Raw genomic sequence first — 15,358 nt, forward strand, 5'->3', positions numbered from 1 at the left:
TTTTTCAAATCATTGTTTATCCTAATTTAACGTGAATTCGACGCCTCAGATAGTGTGTGTCTAATTAGCTAAATACAAAAGACCTCTAAGAGGTTTTACTACGCAAAACTGTCCCTCTCCGAGTCGGAGAGGGACAGACTTGAACTTTAGTTCAAGGCAGGGAGAGGTTCGAGGATTTGAGCCAGAGGTGACTCATCTACCCATTATCTTTATTATCTGCTAGGAACCTTCAAGCCCCGACGCTCAAGGATTTGGCGCACTTGTGGGCTGGGGGTGTAGTTATAGCCGTAGGAGGAGTTATCAGAGTCATCCATAATCTGAGGTGTGAGCAACACAATCACCTCATTGCGCTGATTCTGTCTGTTTGTACTTCTAAACAGCGAACCAATCAGCGGAAGATCACCCAAGATGGGAATTTTAGAAACAGTTGTTCGGTCTGCATCTTGAATGATGCCTGAGAGAATTAAGGTTTGACCATCTCTCAAGCGAATCGAGCCAGAATTAAGAGAGCGCTCAGATACCAAGAATATTTGTTGGCTACCACCTCCGCCAACATTTATGGTAGCTGGAGCTTGTGGTGCCTTGACAACAGGAGCTACCGATAGAGAGACAAAACCGTTATCGTCAATCCGCTCAATTTTGACAGCTAGAGTTAAACCTACTCGGTCTTTTTCCGCTGAAATCGTTTCTGTAGCAAGATTTGCATCGCGAACTATTTCCCTTTTAATATTGCCTACCACTTCCTGAGTCAGGTTTACATTAGCGGTTTGGCCTTCTTGCACAATTAAGGTAGGGTCTGTCAAAATCTTGGCGTTGCCATTTTGTACTTGAGCCTGCAAGCTAGCGAGAAGACGTTTAGGGAACTGGAATAAACTTGGCAAAGCTGTAGTAGCTGTACCAAGGACACCTTGTGTAATACTTGATGTGCCATCAGCGTTCCTTGTAATGATGTTATCGGTCGCTGGGGTGATATTAGAGAAACCTGGTTGTAGGGGGTTGCCAGTAGGCGCAATAGGTTGATAGAAAGTGCCACTTCCTGGGTTTGCAATTCTAGTAACGTTGCCATTTGCATCTACTACTACCGTACCTGGAGTAGTTCCTGGAATAGCTACGCCTGTGTTGGGGTCAACGGAAGGCGTTCCTGTAACGGGATTCTGGATGACAGGTGTACTAGTCACACTGGTTGATGTTTCAGCTCTTGTAGCTGGTCTGGAACCGCCAAAATTCAGAGATGCTGCACCACCATCATTAGTGAAGTAGTTGTTACCAACTCCAAAAGAAAAGCTAGTGTTGTAATCCTGGGTGTTCAAGAGGTTAACATCGATAATCTTGACGTTGACTACAACTTGACGACGGCGGATATCAAGCTGAGTTAGTTGAGCCATAGCCATCTCAACTAGCCGGGGAGGGCCAATCAAGGTTAGAGAATTAGTACGCTCATCTCCTAACGCCTGTAAACCTCTCAGTAATGGGTTAGAGTCTGTAAAAGTAACACGTTGAGTTTCAACTCTGGTTTCTGTAGTCGTCTGAGTTTGGGTGATAGGTGCAACTCCAGTACCCACGGGTACGGCATTAACACTGGTAACTTGTCGTTCGCGGCTGACCGCACTTTCTGCCCCCAAGCCGACCAAAAAATTCAGGGCTACTCCCACTGATACTTGATTAAGTCGCAGGCTACGCATAATCATGTCACGGGTGGAATTAGGTAGTTTAGGCCCAACAAAAAGTGTACGATTACTGCGGTTAGCTTCCAAACCACTCAAGCGCAAAACGTAGTTAAACACATCTTGCACTGGCTCGTTTTCTATATCCAGGGAGATTGTTTGAGAGGTCGCTTGACCTCCAGCAGCAGCAGCTTGCTCACCTCCGATATAAGCCAGGTTCAAATTAGCAGCACGGGCAAGCAGTGATAAAACCTCACGCACCGGCGCATCTCGCAGTACTAGGCGGGGTACACGTTCCTGAGTTCCTAAGTCGATAGTGCTAGGAGAAGCATCAGTATTGGAAATGGCAATATCTCCCACAGGTGGGGCAACGGCTCTCGGTAAGAAAGGTGGAGCCTGACTCACAGGTTGACCTGACCCAGCAGTTTGTGCAGGTTTTCCGTCAATCGTGATTTCCGGGTTGGGAACCAGAACACCTGGCTTTTGACCCGGTTGGGCTGGAGTAGTAGCAGGCGGTGCTGTGAATGTTGGCGCTGTTGGCGTTGGTGCTGATGCTATAGTGCCTGCGGATGGGCTAAACCTGAGTGTAATTCCATTTGGCGATCGCACCACCGGTTGACTGCTAGGTACGTTGTTGCTGCCAGTTACCGTCACCCGGATGCTATTGGCATCAAGCTGACTAACCTCCACGGAGGCAATTCCTGGTGCTGGGCTATCTTGACGAAAACTATTGCCTTGTGGTAATCGTAATTGAGTATTGATAACATCTGCGACTAAAGCCTTACCTCTTTTTGTCGTGAAAACTTGGGGGCGCGACCCTGAAGAAGTTTTTAAAGCAACGCTAATTCCACCATTAACTGGATTTAACTGTACATTAGTAACTTGACTAATTTGTGCCCAAACTGGTTGAGCTGCCAAAAATACAAAAGCGGCAGTACCTAATATAAAACTATTACCGTGAAGCTGTTTCACAGTTCATTCCTCACTTAATAAAACCTTGTTTACAAACAATTGTGAATAGTTAGGAGTGAGGAGTGAATAGTCAGGAATGATAACTCATAATTCCTAACTATACAGACGCAATTAATCGCGTCTCCTAACTCCTGTACAGACGCAATTAATCGCGTCTCCTAACTCATAACTACTTTTTCGGGGCAGTTTTAGCAGCCGCTGCCGCTGCCGCTGCTATTTCTTCTGGACTAAGTGGCATCAATATCTGTAGCTGGAATGATGTATTAATCGCTGCTGGACCTACCTGCACAGGCGTTTTATCTAATGGGGATCTTGGCTCTGCTGGAACCAAAGTTGCTTGATAATCTTTAACTATTAACAAAGGCTGTAAACGCTCAATGTTACGGATTATTGATTGCGTTTGTTCATAAGTTCCGGTAATTTCAGCATTGATACTGCTACGTTGCAGCTTGCCGTCAACCAGTAGTCCTAGACTTCCATCGATAATTGGTTCTGGTTTTTGAGAAATTGGGACAAATTTCTTCAGTTTGGCTCTTACTGCATTTATAGAAGTTGGGGTATTACCAGACTCAACTAAACGGTTCATATCCAACAGCAATGTATCCGAAGTTTTTTCGTTAGCAAATAAACCTAAAACTTGAACTTTTTGCTGTTTTGCCTGTGCTAGTTCGTCTTTAACTTTGTCAATTTGTTTGATATTGGCTTTTTTCTGGGCAACTTGCGCTTGCAGTTCCAAGCTTTTTGCTTGCTGCTGCTGATAGCTTTCCCAAGCTGGCATCAGCAGGTTTAACAAGATATAAGCTGCTCCTGCTAAACCAATTACCCCCACCAAGATCCCAATGATATTTGGTGTGAAGGCAATGCCAAATACCACAGGGTAGGCTGGCGTTGCAGAATCAAATTCCCCACCATGTTCGGCAAAATTTAAATCATCACTCAGCGTCATTTTGAAATGACTCCTGTTTGTTGCATACTACGAATTCGAGTCACTAACCCCACTGTGCCTTTTTTTTCTAACTCCCGGATTAATTCCGAAGCTGGAACATCGTTCATGCTCGATTGAATAGTGTATTTCACTAGTTGGGGTGGCTTAATTATTACACCAGTAATTGGTTGACCCACACTTGGTGTTAAGGGAGCATCTACTAACGTTGCTGTTAGAATTCTGCTTTCTGTGGACTTCAAGAACTGAGACTGTTGTAAAATCAATAAGAAATCATTGACATCGTTAAAAGACCGAGCCAATCCGGTAATTTCTAATCCCCCGGCGGGATTGTTTGCTGGCTGACCTACCGCTGCCGCAATTGGTGGGATTTGCTTGATGTTCTCGATTTGCACTGCCGCTGGGGTGCGATCGCGCAAATCTTGCAGCATTGCTGACCAAGGTCGAATCTGGTCAAATACAGTCACCAAAGCTTGGGTTTCCCCTTTTATTGCATTCGTCTCGGCTTTGATTTTGTTAATATTTCCTATTTCTGTATCTAATCTCTTGCTTTCTTGGTCAAGTTGTGCAATTTGACCATCTAATTCAACAATCTTCCCTTGCAAAAACCACCAACTAACTCCCAATAAAGCTGGAAGACCTACACCTATTGCAACTCCCACATACACTGGTGTTAAATTCCCCGTAGGCAGGTTTAGGGATATGCCTCCTTTTCTCTTAGGCTGTTCCTGGTATGCTGGGCGGTCTTTAAGAAAGTTAACATCCAAACTGTACATTTTCTCACACCAACTAGGAATAAATATTATGGTTTGAGAATTCTCAAACAGCGTGACTGTCAAAACAGATAATCCCTTCGGCTTGGTGCAGTCGCTCATGAGGAGCCACTGCGGTGGACGGGTTCCCCGGCATAAAGGAGGCAGTGCGCCCTTGCGGTTTCCCGACTTAAAGTAACTGCCGTCAAGTGGCGTGGAAACCCCCAGACGGTCTCTACCAGACGCTGTACGCAGGCTTGCTCTAAGCGTACCCCTGCGGAGAAGCAAGCTACGCGTAGCGTCTCTAAGAGTTGCCATGCCGCAGGCTTTACGCTGCGCTATCGCCCTTGGACTCTCACGCCACTTGCTCTACTTGGGGAAACCCCATCGCCCTTGGCGTCTCCCCTTGGGAGAAGACCGCAGTGGCTCCCCTTCTCACATTGGGAGAGGCTAACGCCAAGGGAGAGGACCGCGCTGCTTCACCAAAATTTAAAATCGTTCGACTGAGCGTTCGCGTAGCGTCTCGGAGAGAAGCCGAAGTCCAAAATCTAAAATTGGTATTACACCTCCCGCATTCCTAGACCAAGTACAATCGCCAAGCCAGAGCGTTGCACCTGTGGATATTTATCAGTATCAACTTCCAAGGACAAAGCCCCGATTGGATCTATTTGGGTAGTTGGCAAGCTCAATCGTTGGGTAAAGAATTCATCTAGCTGTTGGAGTCCACCTCCTGGCCCAGCTAATAAAATCTGCGCTACCTCCAAATTTTCACTTTGATTGAGGTAAAAATCGATGGAACGGCGCAGTTCATCCGTTAGTTCTCCCAATACTCTCAATATGGCTGCCATCCCAGGATCGAGTTCAGTCACGCCGGTTTTCCCACCGTCTATGGGAGTTGAGGGAATAATCATTCCGTGTAACAATTCCATATCTCGTGATGTGGGTAAGCTCATTGTCCTTGCTAAGGCAGTTTGCATTTGAGAAGTGCCGATTGGGACTGTACGCGAAAATTGCGGCACTCCGTTAACGATGATGGCGATTTCTGTACTATCGAACTCTATATCAACTAGTACTGCTGCTTCTTGCGGCCCAAATTGTCGCAGTTGATCGCGAATAGTCCGAATTAGAGCAAAACTGTTAATTTCTAAAACATCGATTTGTAATCCTGCCTGCTCGAATGTACTTATATAGGTATCCGTTATCTCCTTGCGAGTGGCTACTAGGAGTACATGTACTTTTTCAATGCCATCTTCATCTACAAAGTACCCAAGTTTCTGATAATCTACATCAGCCTCTTCACGAGGATAGGGTAAATATAAACCTGCTTCATGGTTTAGCACCATTTCTCGCAGTTCTTTGTCATCTAACTCTGCTGGCACAGGGATGATCCGAACGATGGAATCTCGCCCTGGTACACCAGTGGCGACGCGAGAAGTTTTGATTTTGCTCTCAGCTAGCGCCTGCTGAATTAATTGCGCCATTGCTGGAGTGTCGTTAATTTGACCATCGGTAACTATGCCTTCTGGAACTGCTACCGATGTAAAGGTTTCTAGTTTCAAGCCTTGACCCTGCTTGCGTAACTGAACTATATTTACCCGTTCGGGGGCAAGTTCAATCCCAACCCCTTTATTCGATTTGCCAAACAGACCATTGAAGCTTTTTACCACAAGTTCAATGCCGGCCCCTTTATTCGATTTGCCAAACAGACTAGTGAAACTTTTTACCACAGTTGTGCCCGCTGGACTGCTAAATTGGAAATTTAAATGATACTAAAAAACGGACTTTGTGCTAGGTAATTTATTTAGCCGATAACCTCGACAATTCTGCCTAAGCTTTTCACACTGAGCAAGCGTAAAAATACTGGGAAAATGATTCAATTACGAAAATTTAAACAACTTGTTGCTTTGGTACTGCTTGGCTTACTAACCAGTTGGATTGTAAGTTGCAGCACAGGTAATGTTGGTACAGGTACAAAACAAGCTACTTCCGGAGTGGCAACTGTTGAGTTTTGGACGATGCAACTCCAACCTCAATTTAGCGACTACTTCAAAAGCCTAATTGCGAATTTTGAATCACAAAATCCTGGTATAAAGGTTAACTGGGTTGATGTACCTTGGGCGGCGATGGAGAACAAAATTTTAACAGCTGTCTCAGCAAAAACGCCACCTGATGTAGTTAACCTCAATCCAGGTTTCGCTTCCCAACTTGCGGGACGAAATGCCTGGTTAGATTTAGATGCAAAAGTCTCAAACGATGTACGTTCCTCCTATCTACCGAATATCTGGAAAGCAAGTACGCTTAATGGCAAGAGTTTTGGGATTCCCTGGTATCTCACCACACGGCTAACCATTTATAACACTGATTTGTTAAAACAGGCGGGTATCAATAAACCACCCGCAACCTACGCAGAATTGGCACAAGCAGCGCAACAAATTAAAGATAAGACTGGGAAATATGCCTTTTTTGTGACTTTCGTACCGCAAGATTCCGGTGAAGTGCTGGAATCTTTCGTGCAAATGGGAGTCACTCTAATAAATGCTGAGGGGAAAGCAGCGTTTAATTCAGCACAAGGGAAAGCAGCGTTTCAGTATTGGGTAGACTTGTATAAAAAAGGGTTGCTTCCTAAAGAAGCTTTGACCCAAGGACATCGCCACGCGATCGATTTATACCAATCTGGAGAAACTGCGTTTCTAGCTTCTGGGCCAGAGTTTCTGAAAACGATCGCTAATAATGCCCCGAAAATTGCTCAAGCTTCGGGAATAGCCCCTCAACTCACTGGTGACACAGGCAAGAAAAATGTCGCGGTGATGAACATAGTTATTCCCCGCGACACTAAACAACCAGACAGTGCTGTGAAGTTTGCTTTATTTGTTACCAATGACGAAAATCAGTTAGCCTTTGCTAAAGCTGCAAATGTTCTACCTTCTACAGTCAAAGCATTGTCTGATAGTTACTTTAAAGATATTCCAGCTAATGCTTCAACAGTAGAAAAAGCGCGGGTTATTAGTGCTAAAGAACTACAACATGCAGAAATATTAACCCCCACTTTGAAGGATTTCAACCTCTTGCAAAAAGCAGTTTATGAAAACTTGCAAGCAGCAATGTTAGGGGAGAAAAGTGTAGACAAAGCCGTAGAAGATGCGGCGCAACAGTGGAATCAAAGATAAATTTTGTAATTCGTAATTATGATTTACGAATTATATTGGTTGTAGATAAAAAATCGCCTACTAAATAAAGGGAACCACACAAAACGATTAAATCGTCTGTAGTAGCAGTTGAGGTTGCGGCTTCTAATGCTGTGAATAAATCTGGATAGATTTGGCGATCGCCTAATTCTGGACAAAGGCTGTAAGCTAGGTTTGCTAGGTAGTCTAAATCAGCAGAAGTTCTACCCGGCCAAGGTTCTATTGATATTGGTACTAAATAAAGGCGATCGCCTGGTTGCAGCAGGGCGGCAAAAATATCTGCATGATCCTTATCGGAAAACATTCCCATAACCCAATTGACTGGCTCATGGTTAACTGCGTCTAAGCTATCGACATACTGACGAAGAACTTGGGCAGCAGCTGTATTATGAGCACCATCAATTAATAATTTATGCTTGTTCCAGTTAGTCCATTGCATCCGCCCCGGCCACTTAGTTTTTGCCATGCCGTTAATTATGGCTTCTTCCGAAATCTGCCAACCCTGTTGTTGGAGAATTTCTAAAGCAGTTAAAGCCAAAACTGAATTAGTTAATTGAATTTGTCCGGCTAACGGCAAAGGATATTTAATTGATTTAAAATTTTGAATAGTTTGATATTCTGCCCATCCTGACGCTAGTTGACGGGCGGGTTGAGGCGTAAAAATCGGACATTGTAATTCTAAAGCACGCGATCGCACAACTTTCTCTGCATCCGGTGGCAATGGCCCAACCACAACGGGACATCCAGGTTTGAGAATACCTGCTTTTTCTCTAGCAATATCGGCGAGGGTGGGGCCAAGTTGCTGCCAGTGTTCCCGGCTGATGGAAGTGATGATCGTAACCAGGGGTTCCAAGCAGACATTGGTAGCATCTAAACGCCCTCCTAGTCCGACTTCTACCACAGCCACATCAACTTGCTGCTGGGCAAAATACAACCAAGCAGCTGCGGTAATTACTTCAAACTGAGTTGCCGATTCGTCCTGAGGACGAATAGCAGCTTGGACTTTTTCTAATAATTGGCTCAATTCCTCAGAGGAAATTGGCTGTTCATTTAAACAAATACGTTCCGTCCAATCAACTAAATGGGGGGAAATGTAGCGTCCTGTTCGATAACCAGCCTCAGTAAGTACTGAGGAAAGATAGGCACAAACCGAACCTTTGCCATTGGTGCCAGCAACGTGAATTACCAGCATTTGGTGATGAGGATTACCGAGATTTGCCAATAGGTTGACAATGCGATCGAGTCCCAAATGGACACCAAAGCGTTGAAGGGGTTGTATTACAGAATCGATATTCAAGGAAGGGGGAGTCGGGAATTTTACTTCTTTAGGACTTACGCAAGAATTGCTAAAAAGCTTAATTTTTCGTAGACATGTAGTGGCTTGCCGCAGGCTACCGCCAACTCTACCAGACGCTACGTGAACGCCTCTAGTTTCCAAGAGTTGACGCCAACTCTACCAGACACTACGTGAACGCGCAGCGTCTGGTAGAGAAGAGCGCCAATTCTACCAGATACTTTGCGATCGCACAGCGTCTGGTAGAGAAGAATTCGGAGAGTGTGCCTAAGTCCTATTCTTTACTCATAACTCGGAAAACAGGAACTGACTGCCCCTGTGAAGAGAAACAGTCGGTTGAAGAGTGATGATATTGAGCCGAATCTAAGCTTCCCGATCAAAAAAGCCTTGAATTTGTCTTAAAGCCGCAGCGCCAATATTAAACACTGCCCAGCCAGCGGCAATGGCAATTGGTGCTAAAACGATTGCTATACGGAAATCGATATCCATATCTAGAACCCCTCTCTTAAGTAGAAATTAAAGTTTTGTCAACTGCTCTCATTTTTATTTTTAGCTGAAGTGGGCAACTTTTCCAACTACATATGTAAAGAATGTTTAAATTCTAGCTAGCTCTCCCCCAGTCTTTTCTTCTCTACGAGACGCTGCGCGAACAATTTTGAATTTTAAATTTTGAATTTTGAATTGATTTCTCCCCACTCCCTAAGACTTCTTAAACCCGATATCAGTACCCTTACCAGCATGAACTAAAGCTAACTTTTGGTAACGTTTAGCGTGTTCAATGAGTTCTGCGGCTTCAGCCTCTGTTACTTGCCGTAACACTTTGCCAGGAATGCCGATAACTAGGGACAACGGAGGTACATCCTTAGTTACGACTGCGCCAGCACCGATAATGCTACCAGCACCCACTCGTACCCCGTCTAAAATCACCGCGCCAATGCCAATCAAACTTCCACGCTCAATGTAAGCGGAATGGATCACAGCGCGATGCCCTACGGTAACATGATCTTCTAAAATTGTCGGAAAACCAGGATCACCATGTAGAATTGCCCCATCCTGAATATTTGTGCATTCGCCAATTTCAATCCGTTCTACATCTCCTCTAACCACTGCTCCATACCAAATGCTCGCCCCTGCTGCTATATTTACCGAACCCATAACAACAGCATTGGCTGCGATAAAGGCAGCTTGAGAAAAATCAACAGATGTCCAGTAAGAAGCGGTAGACACGATAGAATATGAATATGGTACCCAGGAACACTGGAGAAAATCCAACTTTTGAGGCTAGTTTCACAACCAGGATATCACAGCGTCAAGCCTCTACGCTGAGGAAAACACTAGTTAGCAATGTTACTGCTACAAGCCCGTGTCTTTGCAGGAGTGAGCAAGTAACCCAAAGTGGCGAAGCCGAAGTGTATAATCCAACCTACTAGTGCTGGTGAAGACAAAATTATGTTTGTACGCACTTCATGATGAATCCAGGTTTGCAGTACCCGATGTTTGGACCTGAAATACAGTGTCCCCATTGTCGCCAGACTATTCCGGCGCTGACATTAACAGATACCTATTTGTGTCCGCGTCATGGCGCGTTTGAAGCTAATCCTAAAAATGGAGAGTTAATCCATTTGCAATCGGGACGTCATTGGCGAAGGTGGAATAATGAATGGTATAGACAGCATACTCATCCCGATGGTATTCGCTTTGAAATTCACGAAGCATTAGACAAGCTTTATACCCAAGGCTATCGAGCAACAAAAGTGATAATTGCTCAACGCTATCAGGAATTGATGAGTGGCTACTTGGAACGCAGTACACCTTGGCGTTCTGGACAACCGGAAGCTACTGCTGCTCGACTATACGGCTTACCCGTGGAGTTTAGCCCTGATACCTCAGAAGATGCCTGTTGGGAAGTGATTAATTTTGACTTGGAAAAAGAGCCTGGCGTCCCTGTACGCTACCCCTATTTCAGGTTATTTGAGTAAAGTTAGAAGTTAGGAGTTAGGAATTAGGAGTTAAATTCAATTTATAACTCATAATTTACAACTCCTAACTTTTGTTATGCACCACGTTTCTATTCGGACTGCAAATATTCATCGTGCGATCGCTTTCTACGAACATTTAGGGTTTACAATTTCGGAACGCTTTACTACAGGCTACACCTTAGCTTGCTGGATGCAAGGATTAGGTGGCAGAATTGAACTAATCCAAATACCCGAACCAAAGCCAGCCCCAGATGCTTTTGCTGACGAACATTATGTGGGGTACTATCATCTCTCGTTCGATTTAACTGAGATGACACCAGATTTACCTAGCTGGTTGACAAATTTACAAGAACGTGTGGCACTAGCTGCTGAGAGTCAACCCGAAGTATTACAACCGTTGAAGGTACTTTTAGAACCGACACAACAGCAAATAGGCGATCGCATTTATGAAGTGGCTTTCATCGCCGATACTGATGGCTTACCTCTGGAATTCATTCGGGTTTTAACAAAACTCCCATAATTTAGCTTTTTTATTACCTTTGTTGCTAATATATTGTTTTTCTGTATTGTTGCCGAAGTAACAGATTTTATTACCAGATTAAACTCTGGTCACTCTCCAAAATAACTATGTAACTTAATTTACAGATATATCTGCTAAGTAAATGTATGGATTTTCCAGATTTTATAAATATTCCTTGCCGTTATTACTTTTAAGCTTATGGTTAGTAGCGGTTTTTTTGTTAAGCGATCAACCTGCTCATAGCCAACATGCAGCCATATCTAACAAAGAAAAATACCAGTCAACCTTGCTAGCAAAAACAATAATGCCCTCAACACTGACAGAAAACGTCCGCAAGACAGTGCTGGAGAATGGTTTAACTGTTCTGACAAAGGAAGTACATACTGCGCCAGTGGTGACAGTGCAGGCGTGGTACAAGGTTGGCTCACGCAACGAAGAACGTGGCGTGAATGGCATTGCCCACCAGTTGGAACACATGATGTTTAAAGGTACAAAAAATCGTCCGATTCAATTTGGCCGTTTGTTTAGTGCTTTAGGTAGTGATTCTAATGCTTTCACCAGCTATGACCAAACTGCATATTACGGTACTGTGGAACGAAACAAGCTGAAAGCGCTCTTGGTGCTAGAAGCAGACAGAATGCAAAATTCTCAGATTGAGCCAGAGCAACTGGCAAGTGAGAAGCGAGTAGTAATTTCCGAGTTGCAGGGTTACGAAAATAGTCCAGAATATCGCCTCAACCGTGCCGTCATGCAGGCAGTGTTTCCCAATCATGCCTATGGGTTGCCTGTAGGTGGTACCAAAGCTGATGTTGAGAAATTTGAAGTTGAGCAGGTACAAAAATATTACCGCAATTTTTACAGTCCCGATAATGCCGTCTTAGTGATTGTTGGAGATTTTCAAACCGCAAATACCCTGGAAACAATTAAAGAAGTATTTGGCAAACTAGCAAACAACAGTGCTGAGTCAAAAGCCTCACTCAACACTCAACACTCAACACTCCCAACACTCAGCACTCAGCACGGGCTAAACCATAGCTATCCGCTAACAGCAAGCACTCCCATAGTATTGCGAGAACCGGGAGCAGGGCGGCTGTTACAAGTTGTGTATCCGCTACCAGATGCAAATCAACCGGATGTGCCGGCGCTGGATGTGATGGATTACATCTTGACAGAGGGACGGAATTCTCGGCTTTATCAGGTATTAGTGGAATCAGGTTTAGCTAGTGAAGTCACAGCATCCGTTACCAGTTTGCGAGAATCTGGCTGGTATGAGGTGTTGGTGACGGCTGGTTCTAAACAAGATTTGAAAAAAATTGACTCAGTGTTGAATAGCGCGATCGCTAATGTAGCAGAAAAAGGTGTGACATCTGAGGAAGTAGAACGAGCTAAAACTCAATTAACAGCAGATGTAATTTTGAGTAACCGTGATATCACCTCTCAAGCAATGCGATTGGGCAATGATCAGACAACTGCTGGTGATTATGGCTACACAGACCGTTATTTAGCAGCTGTCCGTCTGGTGAAGCCGACGGATGTTGTTGCTGTTATTAACAAATACCTGACAAAAGAAGCCCGGATAGCAGGCTTTTTTGAACCAACCCAGAAGCCGATAACAGGAGTTGGTGACAAACCAGACTCAGCCCAAACTACAGAGAATTTCTCTCCTGGCGTACCTGTAATTCCTTCTGAGGTAGCGAAATACTTACCGCCTGTGGATTCAGTAACAGATGCAATCGCCCGAGTATTACCACAGGAATTCAAATTTCCTAACGGACTGCGGATATTACTGTTACCCGATAATAGTACTCCCACCGTTACCCTGAGCGGCCACATTCAAGCTGGGACGGAATTTGATCCAGATGAGCAAGCTGGACTAGCTGCTTTTGTCGCAGAGAATTTGCTCAATGGTACTAAGAGCAAGGATGTCTTAACTATTGCCAAAGTCTTGGCAGAACGAGGAGTGAGTCTAAACTTTGAAGTCTACCGCGAAGGTGTGCATATCGAAGGTGATAGTTTAGCAGAAGATTTGCCGATAATCCTTGAGATATTGGCTGATGTTGTTAAAAATAGTACCTTTCCAGTCAAAGAATTGGAATTGCATCGCCAACAAACTTTAACTGATCTGCAACTGGAATTAGATGAGCCATCAGAAGTAGCCCGAAGAATATTTGTTCAGTCAATTTACCCGAAAAAACATCCCTTACATACTTTTCCCACAGAGGAGAGTTTACAGCAGATTCAGCGCCGGGATGTAATTGATTTCAAAGCCAAACATTATCGTCCAGACACGACAGTGCTAGCGCTGGTGGGAGATTTTGATCTGGACAAAGTGCGATCGCTGATTAAAAATGAGTTTGGTAACTGGGAAGTTAGCGGCCAAGCACCAAGATTAAAATATCCCGCAGTATCAATGCCGGAAAAAATAGTCAGTGTCAACCCAGTTTTATCAGGTAAAACCCAAGCAGTTACTTATATGGGTTACACAGGTATTAACCGTTATGATCCTCGGTTTCACGCAGCCTTAGTATTGAACCAAATTTTGGGAGGCGATACCCTATCTAGTAGACTGGGTGCAGAAGTGCGCGATCGCCAAGGTTTGAGCTATGGAATTTATAGCTCCTTCCAAGCCGGGAAAAATGCAGGGACATTTGTGATTGAGATGCAAACTAGTCCAGAAGATAGCACCAAAGCGATCGCTAATAGCCGCCAAATATTACAGCAAATCCATCAACAAGGCGTCACTGGACTAGAGGTAGAAACAGCTAAACGCACCCTGATCAGCAACTACAACGTTTCCCTGGCAAACCCAGAGGAATTAACAGATAGAATTCTGATGAATGAGGTGTATGGATTAGATAAAGGAGAATTACACTCCTTTACCGATAAAATCCAGAAAGTCACCCTTACCCAAGTTAATCAAGCGGCTCGTGAGTTACTCCACCCAGATAAAATCGTAGTCGTTACTGCTGGGCCATCTGTGTTAACAGAGAAAAGCATTAGGTAGAGATGGGCACTAAGCATGGATAATAAAGAAAGAGAAAGCATTGATACTTCAGCGGCAAAGCCACCAGTAATTATTAATTTCCTATGAACATTTTCAGTAACTTACTTCCTCAAACAACTCAGCCGACAACATCGAAAAAACAGCGCCGAGGAATTGAAATTAAATCGCCGCGTGAAATTGAAATCATGCGGCAATCAGCGACAATTGTGGCAACTGTCCTCAAGGAAATTTCTGAGCTAGTAAAGCCAGGAATGACCACGGCTGATTTGGATGCTTATGCAGAAAAACGCATCCGCCAAATGGGTGCAACACCGAGTTTTAAAGGATATCACGGTTTTCCAGGTTCTATCTGCTCCAGCATTAACAATGAAGCAGTACATGGCATTCCTAGTCCCAAGAAAGTGATTCGCGTCGGGGATGTATTAAAAGTAGATACGGGCGCTTATTACCAAGGCTTTCATGGTGATTCTTGCATATCAATTGCTGTTGGTGAAGTGACGCAAGAAGCTGCTAAATTAATTCGCGTAGCAGAAGAAGCTTTATATAAAGGCATTGAACAAGTAAAGGCTGGTGTCTACCTGCTTGACCTAGCTGGAGCAATTGAAGACCATGTGAAAGTTAACGGCTTTAGTATAGTCGAAGAATTCACTGGACACGGTGTCGGTCGTAACCTGCACGAAGAACCTTCAGTATTCAACTACCGGACCCGCGAGATGCCAAATGTTAAACTCCGTGCGGGGATGACGCTGGCAATTGAGCCAATTTTAAATGCGGGTTCTAGACACACCCGGACATTATCTGACCGTTGGACAGCAGTCACTGTGGATAATTCTTTATCGGCTCAGTTTGAGCATACAGTGTTGGTAACAGAGACTGGTTATGAGATTTTGACTGACCGTTCTAAGGTGTAGTCGTGTCAGGACTACGAGAAACTAGATCCCCGACTTCTCAAAGAAGTCAGGGATCTGCAACTTGCAATGCTTACAAATAAAATAAGATTACTATAGTCTATTTTTGAATTTTAGATTAAGTAGATAAGCATAAA

At 44.2% G+C, this 15,358-nt stretch carries 13 protein-coding genes; 6 read left to right on the forward strand and 7 right to left on the reverse strand.

The window, feature by feature from the left end; translation table 11 throughout:
• Window positions 1-212: 212 nt before the first annotated feature.
• The 3 genes from V7K49_RS30245 to V7K49_RS30255 all read right to left on the reverse strand — a co-directional run bounded on the left by V7K49_RS30245 (window position 213) and on the right by V7K49_RS30255 (window position 4,355).
• Window positions 213-2,636: an AMIN domain-containing protein gene (locus V7K49_RS30245; RefSeq protein WP_335208927.1), complete on the reverse strand. Its 2,424-nt coding sequence runs from the start codon at window positions 2,634-2,636 to the stop codon at window positions 213-215.
• 169 nt (window positions 2,637-2,805) lie between these two features.
• Window positions 2,806-3,582, reverse strand: coding sequence for a pilus assembly protein PilO (locus V7K49_RS30250; protein ID WP_335208928.1), 777 nt, complete (start codon window positions 3,580-3,582; stop codon window positions 2,806-2,808).
• On the reverse strand, window positions 3,579-4,355 hold the full coding sequence (locus V7K49_RS30255) for a PilN domain-containing protein (protein ID WP_335209216.1): 777 nt from the start codon (window positions 4,353-4,355) through the stop codon (window positions 3,579-3,581). The genes V7K49_RS30250 and V7K49_RS30255 overlap by 4 nt, the downstream gene beginning before the upstream one ends.
• 292 nt (window positions 4,356-4,647) lie before the next feature.
• Between V7K49_RS30255 and V7K49_RS30260 the strand changes: the two genes are divergently transcribed.
• Entirely contained in the window at window positions 4,648-4,785 is a 138-nt protein-coding gene (locus V7K49_RS30260; RefSeq protein ID WP_335208930.1) for a hypothetical protein, read from the forward strand.
• A gap of 106 nt (window positions 4,786-4,891) precedes the next feature.
• Here the strand turns inward: V7K49_RS30260 and pilM are convergent, their stop codons facing one another.
• A complete protein-coding gene (pilM, locus tag V7K49_RS30265) occupies window positions 4,892-5,998 on the reverse strand; it encodes a type IV pilus biogenesis protein PilM (protein ID WP_335209217.1) in 1,107 nt (368 codons plus the stop codon).
• A 201-nt stretch (window positions 5,999-6,199) separates the two neighbouring features.
• Between pilM and V7K49_RS30270 the strand changes: the two genes are divergently transcribed.
• The gene (locus tag V7K49_RS30270) at window positions 6,200-7,498 is read left to right on the forward strand and encodes an ABC transporter substrate-binding protein (protein WP_335208931.1); all 1,299 of its coding nucleotides are present in this window, start codon (window positions 6,200-6,202) and stop codon (window positions 7,496-7,498) included.
• Between the two features lie 16 nt (window positions 7,499-7,514).
• On the opposite strand, the gene V7K49_RS30275 is transcribed toward V7K49_RS30270, so the two are convergent.
• From V7K49_RS30275 to V7K49_RS30285, 3 genes are all read right to left on the reverse strand, one after another.
• A complete protein-coding gene (locus V7K49_RS30275; RefSeq protein WP_335208932.1) occupies window positions 7,515-8,813 on the reverse strand; it encodes a bifunctional folylpolyglutamate synthase/dihydrofolate synthase in 1,299 nt (432 codons plus the stop codon).
• A 360-nt stretch (window positions 8,814-9,173) separates the two neighbouring features.
• Complete coding sequence (locus V7K49_RS30280) at window positions 9,174-9,299, reverse strand: photosystem II protein Y (RefSeq protein ID WP_273764542.1); 126 nt, start codon at window positions 9,297-9,299, stop codon at window positions 9,174-9,176.
• Window positions 9,300-9,509: 210 nt separating this feature from the next.
• Window positions 9,510-10,037: a gamma carbonic anhydrase family protein gene (locus tag V7K49_RS30285; RefSeq protein ID WP_334866361.1), complete on the reverse strand. Its 528-nt coding sequence runs from the start codon at window positions 10,035-10,037 to the stop codon at window positions 9,510-9,512.
• A gap of 242 nt (window positions 10,038-10,279) precedes the next feature.
• Between V7K49_RS30285 and V7K49_RS30290 the strand changes: the two genes are divergently transcribed.
• From V7K49_RS30290 to map, 4 genes are all read left to right on the forward strand, one after another.
• Window positions 10,280-10,789 (forward strand): TIGR02652 family protein, encoded by a 510-nt coding sequence (locus V7K49_RS30290; protein WP_442935949.1) that lies wholly within the window; start codon window positions 10,280-10,282, stop codon window positions 10,787-10,789.
• 76 nt (window positions 10,790-10,865) lie between these two features.
• Entirely contained in the window at window positions 10,866-11,309 is a 444-nt protein-coding gene (locus V7K49_RS30295) for a VOC family protein (protein WP_334866358.1), read from the forward strand.
• A 142-nt stretch (window positions 11,310-11,451) separates the two neighbouring features.
• Entirely contained in the window at window positions 11,452-14,313 is a 2,862-nt protein-coding gene (locus V7K49_RS30300) for a M16 family metallopeptidase (RefSeq protein ID WP_335208934.1), read from the forward strand.
• A gap of 83 nt (window positions 14,314-14,396) precedes the next feature.
• Window positions 14,397-15,224 (forward strand): type I methionyl aminopeptidase, encoded by an 828-nt coding sequence (gene map, locus V7K49_RS30305; RefSeq protein WP_273764537.1) that lies wholly within the window; start codon window positions 14,397-14,399, stop codon window positions 15,222-15,224.
• The last annotated feature ends 134 nt before the right edge of the window (window positions 15,225-15,358 follow it).

This window comes from Nostoc sp., assembly GCF_036919675.1.
In the GTDB taxonomy this organism is placed as follows: Bacteria; Cyanobacteriota; Cyanobacteriia; order Cyanobacteriales; family Nostocaceae; genus Nostoc.